The sequence below is a fragment of the Novosphingobium organovorum genome (genome assembly GCF_022832435.1).
Classification (GTDB): domain Bacteria; phylum Pseudomonadota; class Alphaproteobacteria; order Sphingomonadales; family Sphingomonadaceae; genus Novosphingobium; species Novosphingobium organovorum.
Genome location: NZ_JALHLF010000080.1, coordinates 1 through 17,745 on the forward strand (window position 1 = coordinate 1; position 17,745 = coordinate 17,745).

General features: G+C 66.2%; 19 protein-coding genes and 1 tRNA gene. 10 read left to right on the plus strand and 10 right to left on the minus strand.

Annotation, left to right across the window (positions count from 1 at the left end; translation table 11 throughout):
- Both MTR62_RS15800 and MTR62_RS15805 read right to left on the minus strand, forming a co-directional pair.
- Positions 1-728 (minus strand): AAA family ATPase (locus MTR62_RS15800; RefSeq protein WP_244022680.1); only part of this gene is annotated, 728 nt, incomplete at its 3' end.
- 46 nt (positions 729-774) lie between these two features.
- A complete protein-coding gene (locus tag MTR62_RS15805; RefSeq protein ID WP_244022682.1) occupies positions 775-1,581 on the minus strand; it encodes a queuosine precursor transporter in 807 nt (268 codons plus the stop codon).
- A gap of 99 nt (positions 1,582-1,680) precedes the next feature.
- On the opposite strand from MTR62_RS15805, the gene MTR62_RS15810 reads away from it, so the two are divergent.
- Both MTR62_RS15810 and MTR62_RS15815 read left to right on the plus strand, forming a co-directional pair.
- Positions 1,681-1,757: transfer RNA gene (locus tag MTR62_RS15810), tRNA-Arg, on the plus strand.
- 295 nt (positions 1,758-2,052) lie between these two features.
- Positions 2,053-2,847, plus strand: coding sequence for a 3'-5' exonuclease (locus tag MTR62_RS15815; RefSeq protein WP_244022684.1), 795 nt, complete (start codon positions 2,053-2,055; stop codon positions 2,845-2,847).
- 417 nt (positions 2,848-3,264) lie between these two features.
- Here MTR62_RS15815 and MTR62_RS15820 read toward each other — a convergent pair whose 3' ends face one another.
- Positions 3,265-4,116, minus strand: coding sequence for a MipA/OmpV family protein (locus tag MTR62_RS15820; RefSeq protein WP_244022686.1), 852 nt, complete (start codon positions 4,114-4,116; stop codon positions 3,265-3,267).
- 71 nt (positions 4,117-4,187) lie between these two features.
- The gene (locus MTR62_RS15825) at positions 4,188-4,751 is read right to left on the minus strand and encodes a GNAT family N-acetyltransferase (protein WP_244022688.1); all 564 of its coding nucleotides are present in this window, start codon (positions 4,749-4,751) and stop codon (positions 4,188-4,190) included.
- A 73-nt stretch (positions 4,752-4,824) separates the two neighbouring features.
- Between MTR62_RS15825 and crtY the strand changes: the two genes are divergently transcribed.
- The 6 genes from crtY (at position 4,825) to MTR62_RS15855 (ending at position 10,187) form a co-directional block, all read left to right on the plus strand.
- Positions 4,825-6,033 carry a lycopene beta-cyclase CrtY gene (gene crtY, locus MTR62_RS15830; RefSeq protein WP_244022690.1) on the plus strand — a complete coding sequence of 403 codons (1,209 nt, stop codon included), beginning with the start codon at positions 4,825-4,827 and terminating at the stop codon, positions 6,031-6,033.
- Entirely contained in the window at positions 6,030-7,508 is a 1,479-nt protein-coding gene (locus tag MTR62_RS15835; protein ID WP_244022693.1) for a phytoene desaturase, read from the plus strand. Before crtY ends, MTR62_RS15835 begins: the two co-directional genes overlap by 4 nt.
- Positions 7,505-7,945, plus strand: a complete 441-nt coding sequence (locus tag MTR62_RS15840; protein WP_244022695.1) for a DUF1851 domain-containing protein — start codon at positions 7,505-7,507, stop codon at positions 7,943-7,945. The genes MTR62_RS15835 and MTR62_RS15840 overlap by 4 nt, the downstream gene beginning before the upstream one ends.
- On the plus strand, positions 7,946-8,542 hold the full coding sequence (locus tag MTR62_RS15845) for an LOG family protein (RefSeq protein ID WP_244022698.1): 597 nt from the start codon (positions 7,946-7,948) through the stop codon (positions 8,540-8,542).
- A gap of 106 nt (positions 8,543-8,648) precedes the next feature.
- Positions 8,649-9,665, plus strand: a complete 1,017-nt coding sequence (locus MTR62_RS15850; protein ID WP_244022700.1) for a phytoene/squalene synthase family protein — start codon at positions 8,649-8,651, stop codon at positions 9,663-9,665.
- 120 nt (positions 9,666-9,785) lie between these two features.
- Entirely contained in the window at positions 9,786-10,187 is a 402-nt protein-coding gene (locus tag MTR62_RS15855) for a hypothetical protein (RefSeq protein ID WP_244022702.1), read from the plus strand.
- A 23-nt stretch (positions 10,188-10,210) separates the two neighbouring features.
- Here the strand turns inward: MTR62_RS15855 and MTR62_RS15860 are convergent, their stop codons facing one another.
- Both MTR62_RS15860 and MTR62_RS15865 read right to left on the minus strand, forming a co-directional pair.
- Entirely contained in the window at positions 10,211-10,519 is a 309-nt protein-coding gene (locus MTR62_RS15860) for a hypothetical protein (protein WP_244022704.1), read from the minus strand.
- Positions 10,520-10,572: 53 nt separating this feature from the next.
- Entirely contained in the window at positions 10,573-11,202 is a 630-nt protein-coding gene (locus tag MTR62_RS15865; protein WP_244022706.1) for an SOS response-associated peptidase family protein, read from the minus strand.
- A gap of 235 nt (positions 11,203-11,437) precedes the next feature.
- Here MTR62_RS15865 and thiC point away from each other — a divergent pair, with 235 nt between their 5' ends.
- Positions 11,438-13,312: a phosphomethylpyrimidine synthase ThiC gene (thiC, locus tag MTR62_RS15870; RefSeq protein ID WP_244022707.1), complete on the plus strand. Its 1,875-nt coding sequence runs from the start codon at positions 11,438-11,440 to the stop codon at positions 13,310-13,312.
- Positions 13,313-13,731: 419 nt separating this feature from the next.
- On the opposite strand, the gene MTR62_RS15875 is transcribed toward thiC, so the two are convergent.
- Positions 13,732-14,157 (minus strand): OsmC family protein, encoded by a 426-nt coding sequence (locus tag MTR62_RS15875; RefSeq protein ID WP_244022709.1) that lies wholly within the window; start codon positions 14,155-14,157, stop codon positions 13,732-13,734.
- 145 nt (positions 14,158-14,302) lie between these two features.
- Between MTR62_RS15875 and MTR62_RS15880 the strand changes: the two genes are divergently transcribed.
- Entirely contained in the window at positions 14,303-14,617 is a 315-nt protein-coding gene (locus MTR62_RS15880) for a hypothetical protein (RefSeq protein WP_244022711.1), read from the plus strand.
- A gap of 101 nt (positions 14,618-14,718) precedes the next feature.
- On the opposite strand, the gene MTR62_RS15885 is transcribed toward MTR62_RS15880, so the two are convergent.
- The 3 genes from MTR62_RS15885 to MTR62_RS15895 all read right to left on the minus strand — a co-directional run.
- Positions 14,719-15,027: an alkylphosphonate utilization protein gene (locus MTR62_RS15885; RefSeq protein WP_244022713.1), complete on the minus strand. Its 309-nt coding sequence runs from the start codon at positions 15,025-15,027 to the stop codon at positions 14,719-14,721.
- 82 nt (positions 15,028-15,109) lie between these two features.
- Complete coding sequence (locus MTR62_RS15890; RefSeq protein WP_244022715.1) at positions 15,110-16,177, minus strand: autotransporter outer membrane beta-barrel domain-containing protein; 1,068 nt, start codon at positions 16,175-16,177, stop codon at positions 15,110-15,112.
- Positions 16,177-17,745, minus strand: a 1,569-nt coding sequence (locus MTR62_RS15895; protein WP_244022717.1) for an ATP-binding protein, incomplete at its 5' end; no start/stop codon positions are given. The genes MTR62_RS15890 and MTR62_RS15895, both read right to left, overlap by 1 nt.

Below are 17,745 nucleotides of genomic sequence, written 5' to 3' on the forward strand. Positions count from 1 at the left end.
CGCGGGCGGCTTTCGCGCAGGGCCGCGGCAAGCGGCTCGGCCGCGATCGGGCCGCCCGGTTCGTAGGCCAGCGAAGGGCGGGCAAAGGGGGCCTCAGGCCGCGTCTGCAACGCCGCTTCGAGCCGTTCGATCAACTCCGCCCGTCCTCCCGCGACGAGCGATCCGGCTTCCGCGATCTGGAGTTCGATGGCATCGAGCCACCAGGGATCGGGCGTGCGCTCGTCGCTCAGCATCCGGTTGCGTTCGCGCAGCGCGTTTTCGAGCCGGGCGGCGTGGGCGGCGTGATCGGGCCGCAGCGCGAGAACGAGGCGATCGAGAAAGCGCCGCCTGCCGCCCGCGCTTTCGGTGAAGAGGCGGTCCATCGCCGGGGTCAGCCAGCCGATCGAGAGCCACTCGGCCAGGCTCGCTGCGCTCGCACCTGCACCGTTGACCTGGACGATCCGGCGGGTCGGCCGATCGGCGGCCGCGCCAGTGCCCAGTTGCACGCCTGGCGCGCCCGGCGTCACCAGTGTGGCGCTGAGCGCGAAGCCGCCGTCGCCGCCTTGCGCGGGAATGTCGGTCAGCTGCGCCCGGCGCAGGCCCCGGCCCGGCGCCAGCAGGCTGATCGCTTCGAGGACGTTGGTCTTGCCTGCGCCGTTTTCGCCCACCAGCAGGTTGAACTGCGCGGTGCCCGCAAGGGTGCTTTCGCGGTGGTTGCGAAATCGGGACAGAAGCAGGCGGTCGAGCATGGGCCTCGCGGCCTAGCCGGAGAAAGGGGCTCTTGCCAAGGCGCGCTCAAACCGCCTCGGTGCGCGCGAAGGGGGAAAAGTCGAGATTGTCGTCGAACACGTCGACGCCTTCGCGTCGCTTGAGGAAGCCGACCACGGCGTAGGTGACCGGGGTGAGCACGACTTCCCACAGCACTTTGAGCGCCCAGTTGGTGAGCAGCACCTCGAGCACCGACTGGCTGGTCCACACCCCGAAGAAGGCGACCGGATAGAAGATCGCGCTGTCCACCGCCTGCCCGAACACGGTCGATCCGATCGTTCGCGTCCACATGTAGCGGCCCTTGGTGAAGACCTTCATCTTGGCCATGACGTAGGAATTGACGAATTCGCCCGCCCAGAAGGCCAGGACCGAGGCGAGCACGATGCGCCAGGTGCTGCCGAAGACCGAGACATAAGTCGCCTGGCAGATCGTTCCCGCGTTGGTCTTGCCCAGCACGCCGGCAAACAGCGCATCGCCGCTCGCCGCGCAACCCCAGTCGGGCGAGGAGGGCATGGCCACGACCACGAAGCTCATGAAGGCCATGAACAGCAGTGCGAAGAAGCCCACCCATACGCAGCGCCGCGCGTTGGCGTAGCCGTAGACCTCGGTCAGCACGTCGCCCAGCACGTAGCTCACCGGAAAGAACAGGATGCCCGCGCCGAAGGTCCAGCCCTGGAACGTGGCGAGCTTGGCCGCGCCGATGAGGTTTGAAAGCAGCAGAATCGCAACGAAGGCGGCCATCGCGTAATCGAAATAGCGAAAATGGCGCCGCGCACCGGTCTTGCCATCGAGGCGGGTCAGCGAAGGGGGTGCGTGCGGGTCTGCCTGGGCCATGGGCTGTGCGTAACCCGCCTTGGCGCGCAAACAAAGCGCTCATTGAGCGCGCCTTGCGGTTTGCTCCTGTGGCGAAGCGCGCTATGGAGCCTGCGGTGCGCGCCCGTAGCTCAGCTGGATAGAGCACGAGCCTTCTAAGCTTGGGGTCACAGGTTCGAATCCTGTCGGGCGCGCCAATATTTCAAAGAGTTAAGTGTAGTTTGCGTGTTACCCATATGGTTACGGGTAACGTATGGGTAGCAGGGGCTGGGTGATTGGAATCAGAGCTCATATTGAGCCAGCCCATGTTTTTGCGTGGCTGTCGGCGTTTTGCTGCGGCGTCAATTTGGCTCGGCCTGCACTGCATCTGCCTGTCAGATTGTTCGTCGGCGTCTATCTTGCAACATCAAGAGGCCTTCAAAGCCAGTGATCGCAAGCCCTAGCCTGTCGCGCGACACGCTCATGCGCGGAAAGCACCTCGACATATAGCCCTTGCTGGATACCCTGCGCGTTAACGAGGCGTCTTGCCAGCGGAAATGGCATGTGGGGATCATGCAAGGACTTGCGATAATTTTCATCCTTGTCGTTCTTATGTGGTGGCTGACCTCACGGAAGGCGATTCCACCCAAACGGCGCTTCAGCAGCCGATCTGCCGGGACAAAGGCAAAGCCGGGACCCATTACACAAGCCGCGATCAAAGCTGCAACGAAGGCAGCTGCAAGAGCCGCTACCATTGATCCTGGAAAAATTGATCTTTCGATGCTGCCAGAAAGATTCGTTATCTTTGACCTTGAGACGACAGGGCTTGATCCCAAACGGCACGAAATTATCGAGATTGGCGCCATCAAAGTTGATCGCGATAGCGAAGACCATCTGTCTTTCCAAACTCTCGTTATTCCGAATGGACGCATTACGGCCAGAATCACTGAGATCACCGGAATCGACAGAACCATGGTGAAGCGAGATGGCTTGCCTCTTGAGCAGGCTCTAACGCTTTTTCGCGATTTCGTAGAAACCCTGCCTTTAGTTGCCTATAATTCGGACTTCGATGAAGCATTTATTCAGTCGGCTTGCTCCAGGATTGAGCAAAAGTCCTTCGGTAATGAATTCTGTTGCGCACTCAGGATGGCGAGGCGAGCCTGGCCAAACAGAAAAGGATACCGATTGGCAGACATTTCACGAGATGGCGGCCTTTCGCTTGATGATAGCCATAGAGCTCTCGGAGACTGCAAGCGCACCCTCACTGTTTATGTAGCCGCCGCAAGAATTCTAAATTCTTATCGATAAGGCTGACTGTCAATCGGCGTGGAACCGGGGCCCGTGACCGGCGTCCAATCGGGGGCCGGGTATCTTGAGCACATTCAGGCCGTGGCGGAACGACGCACTAGGTTCGCTAAGCTCTACCAAGTCTCGCTGCCCCTCCCGCAAGGAGGAGGGCCGGAAGGGTTGGGAGCGCAGTGAGCTGGCCGAACGGGGGGGGGCGGATCACACCCTCCGCCAACCAACCGTTTCGGACCATACAGCCGGTCTGAACGGCCTCCAGCCCGCTAAGAGACCGTTTGAAAAATGCCTTTTCAGGCATTTTGATTACGGCACCAGCCCACTCCCCCACCCGACCACCCGCAGGATACTGGCAATGGGTGGTCGGGTGGGGGAGTGGGCTGGTGCCGCAAAATTCGCATTTCGCGAATTTTCAAACGGGCTCTAAAAAGTATAGGCGATGCCCAGTCCGCCCATCCACTGGCTCTTGCTGCCGCGCAGTGCGGTATAGGGGGTGTCCTGGCCATCGCCCAGCATGCGCGAATAGCTGGCCAGGCCCAGTACGGACCAGCCCCCGTCGAGCAGATTGCCCGAGAGGTCCCAGGCCACCAGCGTACCCACGCCAACTTTGTCCCAGCCGCCCTTGGCCGAATATTCAGGCAGGCCGCTTGCGGCAGCCTGCGCGGGAGTGACCGAGTAGTAGTACCGGGCGTACTTGTCCCCGGCGTGATGGGCATAGGCCATTGCGGTGACCAGCACGGCCTTGCTCACCGGGGTCGAATAGCTGACCGAGGGCATCCAGGTGACGCCGTCGTAGGCGCCCGCGACGTCGCGCTTGACGTCGACGGAGACGGTGAGCCAATCATAGCCGTGAAGCACGCGGTTGACCGTGACCCCGGCGCTGGCACCCACCTCGATCGCGGTGTCGAGCTTGCCCGCCGCGCGCACCACCGGGTCCTTGATCCGCCCGGTGCGGTTGAGCGACACACTGGCCATGGGACCAAGGGCAAAGTCGATCTTGGCATCGGGCGTGTCGGGAATGACGTCGAGCGCGACGCCGCCCTGGCGCGGGTTGATGGTCACCCCTTCGATCCGGCCGCGAATGGCAGGGATGGGGGCCAGGACGTAATCGTCCGAGCCGTTGTAGCTCGGGCGCTCAAGCGCGCCCAGGCCAATGGTGAGCGTGTCGCCTTCAAGGATCGACTTGTCCTCGTCGCGCGCCTGCGCCGGGGAGGCGCTCACGGCTCCGGCCGCAAGGGCGGTTACCAGTAGCGCTGTCCCGATCGAATTGTGCATTGTTTGCCCCGTTGTCAGAATGTGTACGCCTTCCAACGCACAATTCGGGGCAACGTTTCCGGGGGCGGGCGTTACGCGGTGGGCTCGCCCTGTCCGGCGACCCGTTCGGGCGGGCTGTCGTTGCCCTCGCCCAGCTTGCGCTGCATGAGGAAGACATCGATCCACTGGCCGTGTTTCCAGCCCGCGCCGGTCAGCGTGCCGACGGGCAGATAGCCTGCGCGGGCGTGCAGGATGACCGAGGTGGGCTCGGACGAGGCGATGACGGCGAAGGCCTGGCGGAAACCGCGCGCCTCGCATTCGTTGACGAGCGCGGTGATCAGGCTCGAGCCGATGCCCCGGCCCAGGCTGTCGGGGCGGACGTAGATCGTCGTCTCCACGCTGAACTTGTAGCCCATGCGCGGGCCGTAGCGCTGCGCGTAGCCGAAACCGAGCACGGCGCCGGTTTCATCGCGCGAGACAAGAAAGGGGTAGCCCGATTGCGTCAGGTCGGCCATGCGTTGGGCCATCGTTTCGCTGTCGGGTGGCTGGGTTTCGAAGGTCGCGGTGCTCTCGAGCACGTAATGGGCGTAGATCCGGGCCACGGCCGCGGCATCCTCCAGGCAAGCGTCCTCGACGGTAAGGTCTTCTTTTGTCATCGTCGTGACAATGCCGCAAAGCAGCATATTTGCCAAGTTGCCGTGCGAACGGCGCCAATCGGGTGATCGAACAATGACCGAATTGACCTGGGATCTGGCAGTTGTGGGAGGCGGGTTGGCGGGCTCGCTTGTTGCGCTGGCCTTTGCGCATGGCCGCCCGGATCTGCGGCTCGTTCTGGTTGAAGCGGGCGAAAGGATCGGCGGCGATCATATCTGGTCGTTCTTCGAGAGCGATCTGGCCGAGGCCGAGCGCGCGCTGCTCGATCCACTCGTTGCGGCGCGGTGGAGCGGCTATGACGTGTGCTTTCCCGGTTACACGCGCACGCTCGACACCGCCTATGCCAGCGTCACCAGCGCGCGGCTCGATTCGGCAATTCGGGCGCGTTTGCCGGGTTGCGCGTTACGGCTCGGGGTTCCCGTCACCGCGCTCGATCCGCAGGCGGTGTACCTCGCCGACGGAGCGCGGATCGCGGCCCGTGCGGTGATCGACGCGCGCGGTGCGCACGGCCTGGCGCATATGACTGGCGGCTGGCAGACGTTCCTTGGCCAGATGATCGAGACCGCGCGGCCGCATGGGATCACCCGGCCGGTGGTCATGGATGCGCGGGTACGCCAGCAGGGAGGCTACCGTTTCGTCTACCTCCTGCCGTTTTCGCCCACCCGCATCTTCGTCGAGGATACCTATTACGCCGATCGGCCCGCCATCGATCGGGACTTGCTGCGCTGCCGCATAGCCGACTATGCCAGCGATCATGGATGGGACATCGCCGAGGTCGTCTACGAGGAAACCGGGGCTCTGCCGGTGATCGCGCGCGGCGACTTCGCGGCGTTCTGGAACGCTGGCGCGGCGGGAAGGGCGGTTGCACGCGCGGGCGTGCGGGCGGCGCTGGTTCACCCGCTGACCTCCTATTCGCTTCCCGATGCGGCGCGTTTTGCCGTCCACCTCAGCCGTCTCGACAAGGTGACGGCCCAGAGCCTAGGAAGGGTCAGTCATGAATGGGCCGCACACCACTGGCGTAATGGACGCTTCTATCGCATGTTGAGCACGATGCTTTTTGGCGCGGCGCAGCCGCACGAGCGCTGGCGCATGCTGGCCCGCTTCTACCGCCTTCCCGCCCCGTTGATCGAGCGTTTCTACGCCGGGCGTTCAAGCCTGGGGGACCGCGTGCGTATCCTGGCCGGAAAGCCGCCGGTGCCGGTTGGCGCCGCGCTTGCCGCGCTGGCGGGCAAGGGGCGTGCGCTGGCCGACCTCGCCCCGCATCAGGTGGAGCCGAGCGCATGAAGCGGGTCTGCGTGATCGGGGCGGGGCTGGGCGGGCTGGCCCTGGCCATCCGCCTGCAGACCGCTGGGTTCGCCACGACCATCGTCGAGGCGCGCGACAAGCCGGGCGGGCGCGCGTACTTCTGGGAGAAGGACGGCTTCACCTTCGACGCCGGGCCGACCGTCATCACCGACCCCGATTGCCTGCGCGAGCTGTGGATCAACGCCGGGCAGGACATGGCCGATGACGTCACGCTGATGCCGGTCTCGCCGTTCTACCGGCTCAACTGGCCCGATGGCGTCACGTTCGACTATTCGAACGACGAGCCCGCGCTCCACCGTGAGATCGCGCGCATCGCGCCGCAGGACCTTGGCGGCTACGAGGAATTCCAGCGCTACGCCGCCGGGGTCTGGCAGGAAGGCTACGTCAAGCTGGGGCACGAGGCGTTCCTCGACTTTTCCGCGATGCTCAAGGCCGCGCCCGCACTGGCCCGCTACCAGGCCTGGCGTTCGGTCTATTCGATGGTGTCGAGCTTCGTGAAGGACGAGCATCTGCGCCAGGCCTTCTCGTTCCACACGCTTCTGGTGGGCGGCAACCCGATGTCGACCAGCGCGATCTACGCGCTCATCCACAAGCTGGAAAAGGACGGCGGAGTGTGGTGGGCCAAGGGCGGAACCAGCCGTCTGGTCGCGGGCATGGTCGCGCTGTTCGAGCGGCTGGGCGGCACGCTGCGGCTGGGCGACAAGGTGCGCCAGATCCACACCGTGGGTGACAGGGCGAGCGAGGTCGAAGGCGAAAGCGGCTGGCGCGAGCGGTTCGATGCGGTCGCCAGCAACGGCGACATCATGCACACCTACCGCGATCTGCTCGCGGATAACCGGCGGGGGGCCCAGATGGCGCACAAGCTTGCCGCCAAGCGTTTTTCGCCGAGCCTCTTCGTGGTCCACTTCGGGCTGGAGGGGACCTGGCCGGGCATCCCGCACCACACCATCCTGTTCGGCCCGCGCTACAAGGGCCTGCTCGACGACATCTACGAGCACGGGGTGCTGCCGCGCGATTTTTCGATCTACCTGCACCATCCCACGGTCACCGATCCCTCGATGGCGCCGCCCGGAAAGAGCACGTTCTACGCGCTCGTCCCGGTCGCCAACAAGGGTAAGCTGCCGATCGACTGGGACGAGGTGGCGCCCATCCTCGAGGAGCGCGTGCTGGCCGAAGTCGGCCGTCGCCTGGTGCCCGACATTACCGACCGCATCGTTACCCGCTTCCACTATACCCCCAACGATTTCGAGAGCGATCTGGCCGCCTACAAGGGCAGCGCTTTCAGCCTCGAGCCGATCCTGACGCAGAGCGCATGGTTCCGTGGGCACAACCGCGACGACCAGCTGCGCAACGTCTACCTCGTCGGCGCAGGCACGCATCCGGGGGCCGGAATTCCGGGCGTCGTGGGCAGCGCCAAGGCGACCGCCAAGCTGATGATCGGAGACTTGCGATGAGAGCGCGCGAACTGGCCGCGCTGCGCCAGGCCTGGGGCTGGTGCGGTGTCGATTTTGCGGAGATCGTCGCGCATTCGCTGTTCGGGCACGTGCTGGCGATCGATACGGCGGGCAATTACCATTACCTCGATCCCGAACTGCTCTGCCTGACCGCGCTGGGCGACGAGAAGGCGGCGAGCGCGCACATGGCCCAGGCCCAGACAAAGGCGATCTGGCGCGCCGATGCCCATGTCGCCAAAGCTGACAAGGCGCTGGGCGCGACGACGCTGGGCGAAGTCTACGGTTTTACCCCGGCGGCGCTGATCGCCGGGGATTACGATGCGGCCAACATGATCCGCGTCGAGCTGGCGCTGTACATTCGCCTGACCGGCGATATCGCGCAGCAAGTCCAGGATCTGCCCGAAGGGGCGCATGTCGAAATCAAGGTGAGCGACTGAATGAAACGTCTTGCAGTCTATTGCGGCTCGGCTTCGCCCGAAGACCCGCGCTATGTGGCGCTGGCGCGCGAAGTGGGCGCGACGCTGGCCGGGCAGGGTATCGGCGTCGTCTACGGTGGCGGGCGGCTGGGCCTGATGGGCGCGGTGGCATCCGGCGCGCTGGAAGCGGGCGGTGAAGTGATCGGGGTGATCCCCGAGGCGCTGACCTCGCGCGACGGGCGCGGGGGCGAGGTTGCCAACCATGACTGCACCGAACTGCACGTCGTCGCCGACATGCACGAGCGCAAGGCCGCCTTCACGCGGCTGTCGGACGGTTTCGTGGTGCTGCCCGGCGGGGTGGGCACGATGGACGAGCTGTGGGAAGCGGTAAGCTGGGCGCAGCTTGGCTACCACAGCAAGCCGGTCGGCGTGCTCAACGCCTTCGGGTTCTACGACGGCCTGCTCGAATTCAACCGCCACATGGCCGCGGTCGGCTTCGTGCGGCCCGCGCACCGGGGGATCATCCTGGCCGAGACCGAGCTCGACCTGCTGCTCGCACGCATGCGCGCGCACGAGCCGATCGTGCCGATCGTCAGCATGGATCCCAACACGCTCTGATGCCGTCCGGGCGTGATGGAGGCGCGGCGCGGCTGTGCCGGGAAGCCCGTTTCTGCGGGAGCTTGGTCTTGTGCTTTGGACCCGCGCGTGCTGAGCTTGCCCGCGCATGACGCGCGTTTCGCCCTACGATCGCGGCGCCCTGGTCCGGGCGGCCCGCCAGTCCATCCGCAAGGGTTCGAAGAGCTTTGCCGCCGCCAGCCGCCTGTTCGACCGCACCACGCGTGAGCGGGTCTGGCTGCTCTACGCCTGGTGCCGGGCGTGCGACGACATTGCCGATGAGCAGGATCACGGGGGAGGAGCCGCGCGTGGGCGTTCGGCGGTCGCAGCGCGTCCGGGGGCCGGGCTCGACGCGGAATCGCGCCTTGCGACGATCCGCACGCTGACCGAACTGGCGCTGGCCGGGGAGGAAACCGGGGCTGCGGCGTTCGACGCGCTGGGCCAGCTGTGCCGCGAGGTGCCGATTGCGCCCGCCATGATCGAGGATGTCGTCGCGGGCTTCGCGCTCGACGCGCACGAATGGCGCCCACGCAGCGAGGCCGACATGCTGCGCTACTGTTATCACGTCGCGGGCGCGGTGGGCGTGCTGATGGCGGTGGTCATGGGGGTTGCGGTCGATGAGGACGATCCGGAAGGAGCCGACACGCTCGACCGGGCCTGCGACCTGGGCCTGGCCTTTCAGCTTTCGAACATCGTGCGCGACGTGTGGGAGGACGATGCCAACGGCCGCTGCTACCTGCCGGTCGAGTGGCTGGTCGAAGCCGACATTCCGCCCGGCGAAGTGACCAAGCCGCATTACCGCGCCGCGCTCGTCAGCGTGGTGCGGCGGGCCTGCACGCTGGCGCAAGGCTACGAGGCGTCTTCGCGCGTGGGGGCGATGCGGCTGCCGTTCCGCCAGCGCTGGGCGATCCTTTCGGCCGCGAACATCTATGGCGGGATCGGCCGCGCGGTGGCGCGGCGCGGCGCGCACGCCTGGGATCACCGGGTAAGCATCAGCCGCCTCGACAAGCTGCGCTGCCTCGCCCGCGCCTTTACCGAAGCGCGCCGGGGCCGGGCAAGGCCGTGCGAACGCCCCGCGCTCTCGCGCCGGGCGCTGGCGGCCCTTGCGCGCAAGTCGCAAGGTTGACCGGGGGCTGACCGGGGCACGCCGGGCAATTCGGCTGCGTATTTCCCGGCCGCGCGAAGGCGCTTTACAGCGCTTCGGGCATGTTTCACTCTCCCTTCCATAATAAAAGGGAGATGAACCATGATGCCCGACTTGTCGCTTGCCCCTGCGTGGACGGCGTTGTTCATCGGGTTGTTCGCGCTTTTTGCCGGGCTTGGCGAATGGCGCAAGCCCGGCCACTGGCACACACTGATCGGCGAAATCGTTGGATCGCCCGCCTTGCAGATGGTCACCGGGCTGGTCGAACTGTTTCTGGGCGCGGTGGTCTATCTCGCCAATCCCTGGGCCTCGCCCGACTGGCTGTCGAGCACGATGAGCGTGATCGGCGGGCTGATGTGCATCGAGGCCTTGCTGGTGATCGCCTTCTCGGACGTCTACATGGCCTTCTGGCTGCGCCGTTTCGGCCCGCTCTCAAGGCTGTGGTCGGGCTGTTCGATGGCGATCGGCGCGGTTCTGATCGGGGTGGGGCTGATGCGCTTCTGAAAGCGCGCGCGGCGCCGGGCGGCTCAGCAGCCGCAGCCCGATCCGCACTTGGCCTTGGAGGCACAGTTCGACCTGGGGCCTTGCGCGGTGCGCCTGGCCTTGACGATGGCCGCGGCAAGAAAGGCCGCGACGAGCCCCCCCAGCGCGCTGTAGGCGTGGATCGCGCTATAGAGGTAAAGGGCGTGGCTGACGGGCGTGAAGTGACCGTGGTTGCCCAGGAAATAGACGCCATTGGCGATCCGTCCGCTCAAGGCGTCGCCACCGATCACCGTGTCGATGACGAGAAACGCCGCGAAATTGGCGATGGCGATCCGGATTAGGGCCTTGAGCATGGCCAAAGCCTAGCGGCTTGTCGCGAAAGGCGCAAATGCGAGGCACTCGCGGTTCAGCGGGTGGTGGTGGTCAGCATCGAAGAGGCATAAGGGGTGATCAGCGCGCTGGCTTTGTCCCAGCCGCCGCGCAGCCAGGTGTCGTGGGCGCGCGGGTCGGGCGGAAGGACGACCGGCATCGTCTCGCGCCCCGTCTCGCGAAGCGCCGCGTTGGCGGGGCAGGTGACGAGCGCGAAGGCGGGCACTTCGCTGTCCTTCCACACCCCTGCTACCGCGAAGATCGGCTGGTCGGCGCAGCCGTACCAGACCTGTCGGCGCTTGCCGCTGGTCGGATCGAGGCCACCCCATTCCATGAACGCGCTCATCGGGACGAGGCAGCGAAATTCGCTGTTGCGCAAGTTGCCGATCCAGAACGGACTGTCGAGATTGCGCGCGGTGAGGATGCCGTGGCTGCGGTTGTCGCTGGCCGACAGTGGGGGGACGACGCCCCATAGCCGCGGCACCATGCGGCGCGGCTGGCGCGCACGCGGCGCCGGGCCGGCAATCGCCTCGCGTCCCGCGGTGATGACCGGCGCGAACTGATTGGGGCCGACCGGACCGCCGTTCCACGGGTCGCTGTGCGAATCGGTCTCGAACGTGCGCCCGACGAGCGGGGCGGGGGCATCGAGGCGGTAGAGCATGGTCATTGCACTCCCTCTGGACGAGGCGCCTTGCCCTGTCTATGTTGCGCGCATCCCCGGGGAGCCAGCAGGCCGTCATGGCCCAGGGCTGAGAGTTGTGGGTATGCTCCACAAGACCCGTCGAACCTGAACCCGTTAATACGGGCGGAGGGAGTGGACGGACTGTCGGACGATGCCTTCGAGCTCACGCCTCCCTGCAGACCCGTTTTGACTCTCGCGCCCTTGTGAAAGAGAAGCGCGTATGGCCGACATCAATTCCAAGCTGGAAATCGGCGTGACCACCGGGCCGATCCGAGGCTCCAAGAAGATCTACGTTCCCGCGCAGAGCAATCCGGCGGTCAAGGTCGCCATGCGCGAGATCTATCTCGAACCCAGCTCGGGCGAGCCGCCGGTGCGCGTCTACGATACCTCGGGCCCCTACACCGATCCCGACGCGGCGATCGACATCGCCGCCGGTCTTGCCCCGCTGCGCCGCGAATGGCAGCTTTCGCGCGGCGACGTGGAGGAATACGAACCGCGCGAAGTTCGCCCCGAAGACAACGGCCAGCTCGGCCCCGATCGCTCGGGCGGCGTGCCCGCCTTCCCGACCGCTCTTCGCAAGCCGCTGCGTGCCAAGGCGGGCGGCAACATCTCGCAGATGCACTATGCCAAGCGCGGCATCATCACGCCCGAGATGGAATACGTGGCCGAGCGCGAGAACCTGGGCCGTGCCCGCCTTGCCGAGTACACCCGCTCGGGCGAGAGCTTTGGCGCCTCCATCCCCGATTACGTGACGCCCGAATTCGTGCGCGATGAAGTGGCGCGCGGCCGCGCGATCATTCCTTCGAACGTCAACCACCCCGAGTGCGAGCCGATGGCGATCGGGCGCAACTTCCTCGTCAAGGTCAACGCCAACATCGGCAACTCCGCCGTGGCCTCGGACGTGGCGAGCGAAGTTGACAAGATGGTCTGGTCGATCCGCTGGGGCGCGGACACCGTGATGGACCTGTCCACCGGGCGCAACATCCACGACACGCGCGAATGGATCATCCGCAACTCGCCCGTGCCGATCGGCACCGTGCCGATCTACCAGGCGCTGGAAAAGGTTGGCGGTATCGCCGAGGACCTGACCTGGGAGATCTTCCGCGACACGCTGATCGAACAGGCCGAGCAGGGCGTCGACTACTTCACGATCCACGCGGGCGTGCGTCTGCCCTTCGTGCCGCTCGCGGCCAAGCGCATGACCGGCATCGTCAGCCGTGGCGGCTCGATCATGGCCAAGTGGTGCCTTGCCCACCACAAGGAGAGCTTCCTCTACGAGAAGTTCGACGAGATCACCGAGATCATGAAGGCCTACGACATTGCCTATTCGCTGGGCGACGGCCTGCGCCCCGGCTCGATCTACGACGCCAACGACGAGGCGCAGTTCGCCGAGCTCTACACCCTTGGCGAGCTGACCAAGAAGGCCTGGGAGCAGGACGTCCAGGTCATGATCGAAGGCCCCGGCCACGTGCCGATGCACAAGATCAAGGAGAACATGGAAAAGCAGCTGGAAAGCTGCGGCGAAGCCCCGTTCTACACCTTGGGGCCACTCACCACCGACATCGCGCCCGGCTATGACCACATCACCAGCGGCATTGGTGCTGCGCAGATCGGTTGGTACGGCACGGCGATGCTGTGCTACGTTACGCCCAAGGAACACCTCGGCCTGCCCGACCGTGACGACGTGAAGGTCGGCGTTGTCACCTACAAGCTCGCCGCCCATGCGGCCGATTTGGCCAAGGGGCACCCGGCCGCGCAGGTGCGCGACGATGCCCTGTCCAAGGCCCGTTTCGAGTTCCGCTGGCGCGACCAGTTCAACCTGTCGCTCGACCCGGACACGGCCGAACTCTACCACGACCAGACGCTGCCCGCCGAAGGCGCCAAGACCGCGCACTTCTGCTCGATGTGCGGCCCCAAGTTCTGCTCGATGAAGATCACGCAGGAAGTGCGCGACTTCGCGGCCAAGCAGAACCAGCCCTCGACCGGCTTCCTCGCCGCCGAAGATGCGGAGAAGGGCATGGAAGAGATGAGCAAGGTGTTCAAGGACACCGGCTCGGAGCTCTACATGGGGCAGGGGGACCGCGAGCACGACTGATCGCGGATCTTTTGTAAACGCCTTCGTAAACGACAGAGCAAAAGCCCCCGGTCGCAAGGTCGGGGGCTTTTCGTTTGTCGCGAGAGGATCGCGCCTGGAATGCGGCCCAGTCGGGGGAAACTACCGGATGGTTCAGAACATGCGTCAAGCCAAAGGCCTGGGCTGGTTAAACGGAGGCAAACCGATCGAAGCCCGCGCTTAGAGCATTTTCCAGTCAGGTGGAATCACCTGACGGTTCAGAAAATGCGTCAAAACAAAAATCGAGAGCGGCCGATCCGATGCAATCTGATCGAAAACCGCTCTAGCCCTCGAAGGCGATCTCCAGCGTGATCTCGCAGCTGAGCAGCTTGGAGATCGGGCAATTGGCCTTGGCGCCCTTGGCCAGCGNCCGATCCGATGCAATCTGATCGAAAACCGCTCTAGCCCTCGAAGGCGATCTCCAGCGTGATCTCGCAGCTGAGCAGCTTGGAGATCGGGCAATTGGCCTTGGCGCCCTTGGCCAGCGCCTCGAACGTCTCGGGCGAAAGGCCGGGGACCGCGCCTTTGAGCGCGAGCGCGCTTTTGGTCACCGAAAAGCCGTCACCGTCCTTTTCGAGCGTTACTTGGCACACCGTTTCGAGCGTGCCCTGGGTGTAGCCCTCGCTCGCCAGGGCAAAGCTGGTGGCCATCGTGAAGCACGAGGCGTGCGCGGCCGCGATCTGCTCTTCGGGATTGGTGCCCGGATCGCCTTCGAACCGGGTCATGAACCCGTAGGGGGCATCGAGCGCGCCCGAGCGGGTCGTGACGTGGCCTTTGCCGTTCTTGCCAAGGCCTTCGTAGCGCGCGGTTGCGGAATTGACAGTCATGCCAGGCTCCTGTGCTGAGGGACGTGTCCAGCCAAAGCGCTTTGCCTCAAGAGAGGTTCCGGCCAAGCGGCTCGGCGGGGGGCGGGAACCGGATGGTCCGTGCCGGGTTGGACTGCGCGACAGGCACGGCAAGGAGGTCGCGAAGGTGGCACGTCGACGCACGAAGGAGCCCAGCGATGCGCTGCGCTGGATGACGCTGGGGTTTCGGACCTGGTGGATGTGGGCCGAAGCGGCGCAGGTCATCGCGCTGCGCAGCGCGATGTTCGCGATGGCGGGGCCGGGGGCGTCGCAGGAGGCGCAGCGCATGGTGCTCGAAAAGGTCGAGGCGGCCTGGCTGGTATGGGCCCGGCTCGCCCGGACGGCCCCGCTTGCGCCCGACCGCGCGCTTGAGGCCGCGCTGGCGGTCTATCGTCCGCGTGTGGTGGCCAACCGCCGCCGGCTGGCGCGCCGGGTGCCCTGAACAGGCTTAGCGCGGTTTTCGACCCGATTGCCGCAGACCGACCGCCCAAGGCGCATTCTTTAATGCGTGTTCTGAACCGTCAGGTGTTTCCACCCGACGCCCTAGCGCTTGCGCACGAATTCGGCGCGCAGGACAAGGCCCTTGATGCCCGGATACTTGCAGTCGATTTCCTGCGCGTCGCCGGTCAGCCGGATCGAGGGGATAAGCGTGCCGCGCTTGAGCGTCTGCCCGGCGCCCTTGACGGTGAGGTCCTTGATGAGCGTCACCGCATCGCCATCAGCGAGCCGGTTGCCGACCGCATCGAGCACTTCGACACTGTCCTGCTCGGCGCGCTTGGCGGCCAGTTCGCTGGCGGGCATCCATTCGCCGCTCTCTTCGTCGTACACGTAGTCTTCGTCTTCACCGCTCATGGCCGGCTCCCTGTTCTGGTGGTGCGCGGGGCTCATGACAGATGGGCCCCGGTTTGGGGAGTGAAAACCGACGCCGCGCCGGTCAGAACGACTTGCGCAGCGTCACTCCGCCCGAGGTCGTATTGCCCGAAGCCACGCCGCTGGTGCGGGTGGCATAGAGGTCGAGGTGGAGGCTGGGGGTGACTTCCAGGCTACCGGTGGCCCCGAACTCGAACCAGCCGTCGGCGCGGTGGATGCTGCGCAGGCTGACCGGGGTGCTGTCATCGTCCGAGGCTGTTTCGCCCACCACCACGCGCGAGATGCCGTTGCTGCTCCAGTGGCGCGAGGCAATGAGGCCGAAGTAATGGTTGTCGTGTCGGCCAAAAGCGTGGTCGAGCCGCATCGTCAGGCTGCCAGTCAGGGTCGGTTCGTCGGTTTCCAGGTCGTTCAGGAGCGTGGTGTCGGGCGAGGCGCGCAGCAGCTTGCCCTGGGCGAACGAGGCGGTGACCGTGGGGGTCATGTACCAGTTGGGCGCGAACGTGACGATGCGGCCGAAATCGGCGCCGAGCGCGTAATAGGGGCTCGACTTCGACCCGGCGCTCTCCCGGCTTCCGGTATCGGTGCTGATCCGGCCGTAATCCTGTACACCGTAGCTGACCCAGCCGTCGGCGACCCAGTTGTTGAAATTGCCGCCTGCGGCCAGCGTGCCGATGTAGTAGTTGGAAGGCAGCGCGGTGTTGGCCTGGATCAGCGTACCGTTGTAGCGCATGAAGCTGCCGCGCACGTAGCCCCGGCCGAGCCGGCGGGACAGCGCGATCGACTGCCAGTTGCCGTCCGGCCCGTCGTTGCGTGCGGCCAGCCCGCCCGACAGGGCCAGGCTCCACAGCTGGGGCGGGGGGCTGGTGGGCGCCGTGGCGGGGGCAACGTCGAGCTTTGTTGCCGGGGCAGGGGCGCTGTCCGTCGACGGGCTTGCCAGGCTGTCGGTGGTGGTGTCCCCCGAAGCCGCTGAGGTCGTCTCCGATGTGCTCTGCGAGGTGTCGTCCGCCTGCGCGGCAGCGCTAGGCGCGGCATCGCTCTGGCCAAGCGCGGGCAGCGGGGCGAGCGCCGCACCGGCCAGCAGCAGGAGCGCCGGGCGGCGCGGCGCGGGGCGAACCCTCCAAAGCCGGGGCATCAGGCGGCCTTTTGCGGTTTCGCAGCGAAGGCAGCGGGCACCTTGACGCGCGCGATAAAGCCATCGCGGCTGTTTTCGAAGGTCACGTCGCCGCCATGGGCGCGGGCGATCGAGCGGCACACCGCAAGGCCCAGGCCCGATCCCTTCTTGCCCGACTTGCGCGCGCTCTCGCTGCGGTAGAAGGGCTCGAACACGCGGTCGAATTCCTCCTCCGGGATACCCGGACCGCTGTCGATGATTTCGGCGATCGCCTCGCCTTCGCGCAGCGAGACGCGGACATGCGCGTTTTCACCATACTTGGCCGCGTTTTCGAGCAGGTTGCCGAGCAGGCGGCGGATGCCCACCGGGTCAACTTCGACCGGGATATGCGCGTTGCGGTCGATCACGATGTTCGCGCCGACGAGGCGGGCATCCTCGACGCTGCCTTCGATCAGGTCCGCGAAGTCCACACGCTCGCGCGCGCCAGGGGTGGAGGCGTCGCGGATGAAGGTGATGACCTGGCTGATCATCGCTTCCATCTCGGTCACTTCCTTGAGCAGCCCGTCACGCTGTTCGTCGGGCACGTCCTCAATGCGAAAGCGCAGCCGCGTGAGCGGGGTGCGCAAGTCGTGGCTGATCGCGCCGACCATCGCGGTGCGATCGTCGACGAAGGCGCGCAAGCGGTTGCGCATCTGGTTGAAGGCGTTGGCCGCCCGGCCGATCTCGGCCGGACCCGACAGCGGCAGGATGGTCGCCGACGGGTCGCGGCCGAGCTGTTCGGCAGCGCGCGCGAAGTCGCGCAGCGGCACCACGATGCGGCGCGCGAAGAGCCAGGCGAGCGGGCTGATGATCGCCAGCGACAGCGCGAACCAGAGCATCACGCGTTGCTGCCAGGCGTTGGGGAACGGCTCCTCACGCGGGGCGACGGCGAGCCATTGCCCGTCGGGCTGGCGCGCCGCGGCCACAAAGTCGCCTTCGATGAACGGCGGCGAGGCCATGTCGAACAGGCTGATGTGTTCGCGGCGGAAGGGGATCGGCTGCGGTTCGGAGGTGAGCTCGACGATACGGCTGGCGACCGGCTCGACGCTCTGGTGCGCATAAGGGGCGCCGCTCTGCGTGACCTGCGGGGCCGCGCTCGCAGAGGCCTCTGTGGTGCGGGCGGGGGCGGCTCTGGCGGCGGTCCGGGCCAGGGTCTGCGCGCCGTCCGATACGGCGGTGGGGGCCTTGACCGTCAGATCGCCGGTGCGCGGGATCACCAGGGCGCGGTTGGCACCCTGGTTGAGCAGGGTGGAATGCGGCGCGCTGTCGACCGGGCTGACGCCCATGCCGTTGCCGGGCCAGTTGCTTGAGGGTGTTTGCTGGGGGCCGTTCGCGCCCGTGGTGTTCGACACCGAGGAGGGCGAGGTTGCGAGGCCCCCCTGTCCGGTGGGCAGGGTGGAGCCGGAGCCCGTGCCGGTCGACGTGCCGGTGCTGCCCGGTGTCGTTGTGCCGCTTGCGGTTCCGCCGCCCGGCGTGCCTCCGTTTGTGCTACCGCCAAAGCCACCCGGCGCGCCGGGGCGGCTCGCGGCCGGGCCAGCGGGGAGGCCGCC

What these genes read in the sequence shown, in the direction of transcription:
- MTR62_RS15805 (WP_244022682.1), bottom strand. Translation starts at nt 1,581, where the DNA reads ATGGCCCAGGCAGACCCGCACGCACCCCCTTCGCTGACCCGCCTCGAT.
- MTR62_RS15820 (WP_244022686.1), bottom strand. Translation starts at nt 4,116, where the DNA reads ATGCACAATTCGATCGGGACAGCGCTACTGGTAACCGCCCTTGCGGCC.
- MTR62_RS15825 (WP_244022688.1), bottom strand. Translation starts at nt 4,751, where the DNA reads ATGACAAAAGAAGACCTTACCGTCGAGGACGCTTGCCTGGAGGATGCC.
- crtY (WP_244022690.1), top strand. Translation starts at nt 4,825, where the DNA reads ATGACCGAATTGACCTGGGATCTGGCAGTTGTGGGAGGCGGGTTGGCG.
- MTR62_RS15835 (WP_244022693.1), top strand. Translation starts at nt 6,030, where the DNA reads ATGAAGCGGGTCTGCGTGATCGGGGCGGGGCTGGGCGGGCTGGCCCTG.
- MTR62_RS15840 (WP_244022695.1), top strand. Translation starts at nt 7,505, where the DNA reads ATGAGAGCGCGCGAACTGGCCGCGCTGCGCCAGGCCTGGGGCTGGTGC.
- MTR62_RS15845 (WP_244022698.1), top strand. Translation starts at nt 7,946, where the DNA reads ATGAAACGTCTTGCAGTCTATTGCGGCTCGGCTTCGCCCGAAGACCCG.
- MTR62_RS15850 (WP_244022700.1), top strand. Translation starts at nt 8,649, where the DNA reads ATGACGCGCGTTTCGCCCTACGATCGCGGCGCCCTGGTCCGGGCGGCC.
- MTR62_RS15855 (WP_244022702.1), top strand. Translation starts at nt 9,786, where the DNA reads ATGATGCCCGACTTGTCGCTTGCCCCTGCGTGGACGGCGTTGTTCATC.
- MTR62_RS15860 (WP_244022704.1), bottom strand. Translation starts at nt 10,519, where the DNA reads ATGCTCAAGGCCCTAATCCGGATCGCCATCGCCAATTTCGCGGCGTTT.
- MTR62_RS15865 (WP_244022706.1), bottom strand. Translation starts at nt 11,202, where the DNA reads ATGACCATGCTCTACCGCCTCGATGCCCCCGCCCCGCTCGTCGGGCGC.
- thiC (WP_244022707.1), top strand. Translation starts at nt 11,438, where the DNA reads ATGGCCGACATCAATTCCAAGCTGGAAATCGGCGTGACCACCGGGCCG.
- MTR62_RS15875 (WP_244022709.1), bottom strand. Translation starts at nt 14,157, where the DNA reads ATGACTGTCAATTCCGCAACCGCGCGCTACGAAGGCCTTGGCAAGAAC.
- MTR62_RS15885 (WP_244022713.1), bottom strand. Translation starts at nt 15,027, where the DNA reads ATGAGCGGTGAAGACGAAGACTACGTGTACGACGAAGAGAGCGGCGAA.
- MTR62_RS15890 (WP_244022715.1), bottom strand. Translation starts at nt 16,177, where the DNA reads ATGCCCCGGCTTTGGAGGGTTCGCCCCGCGCCGCGCCGCCCGGCGCTC.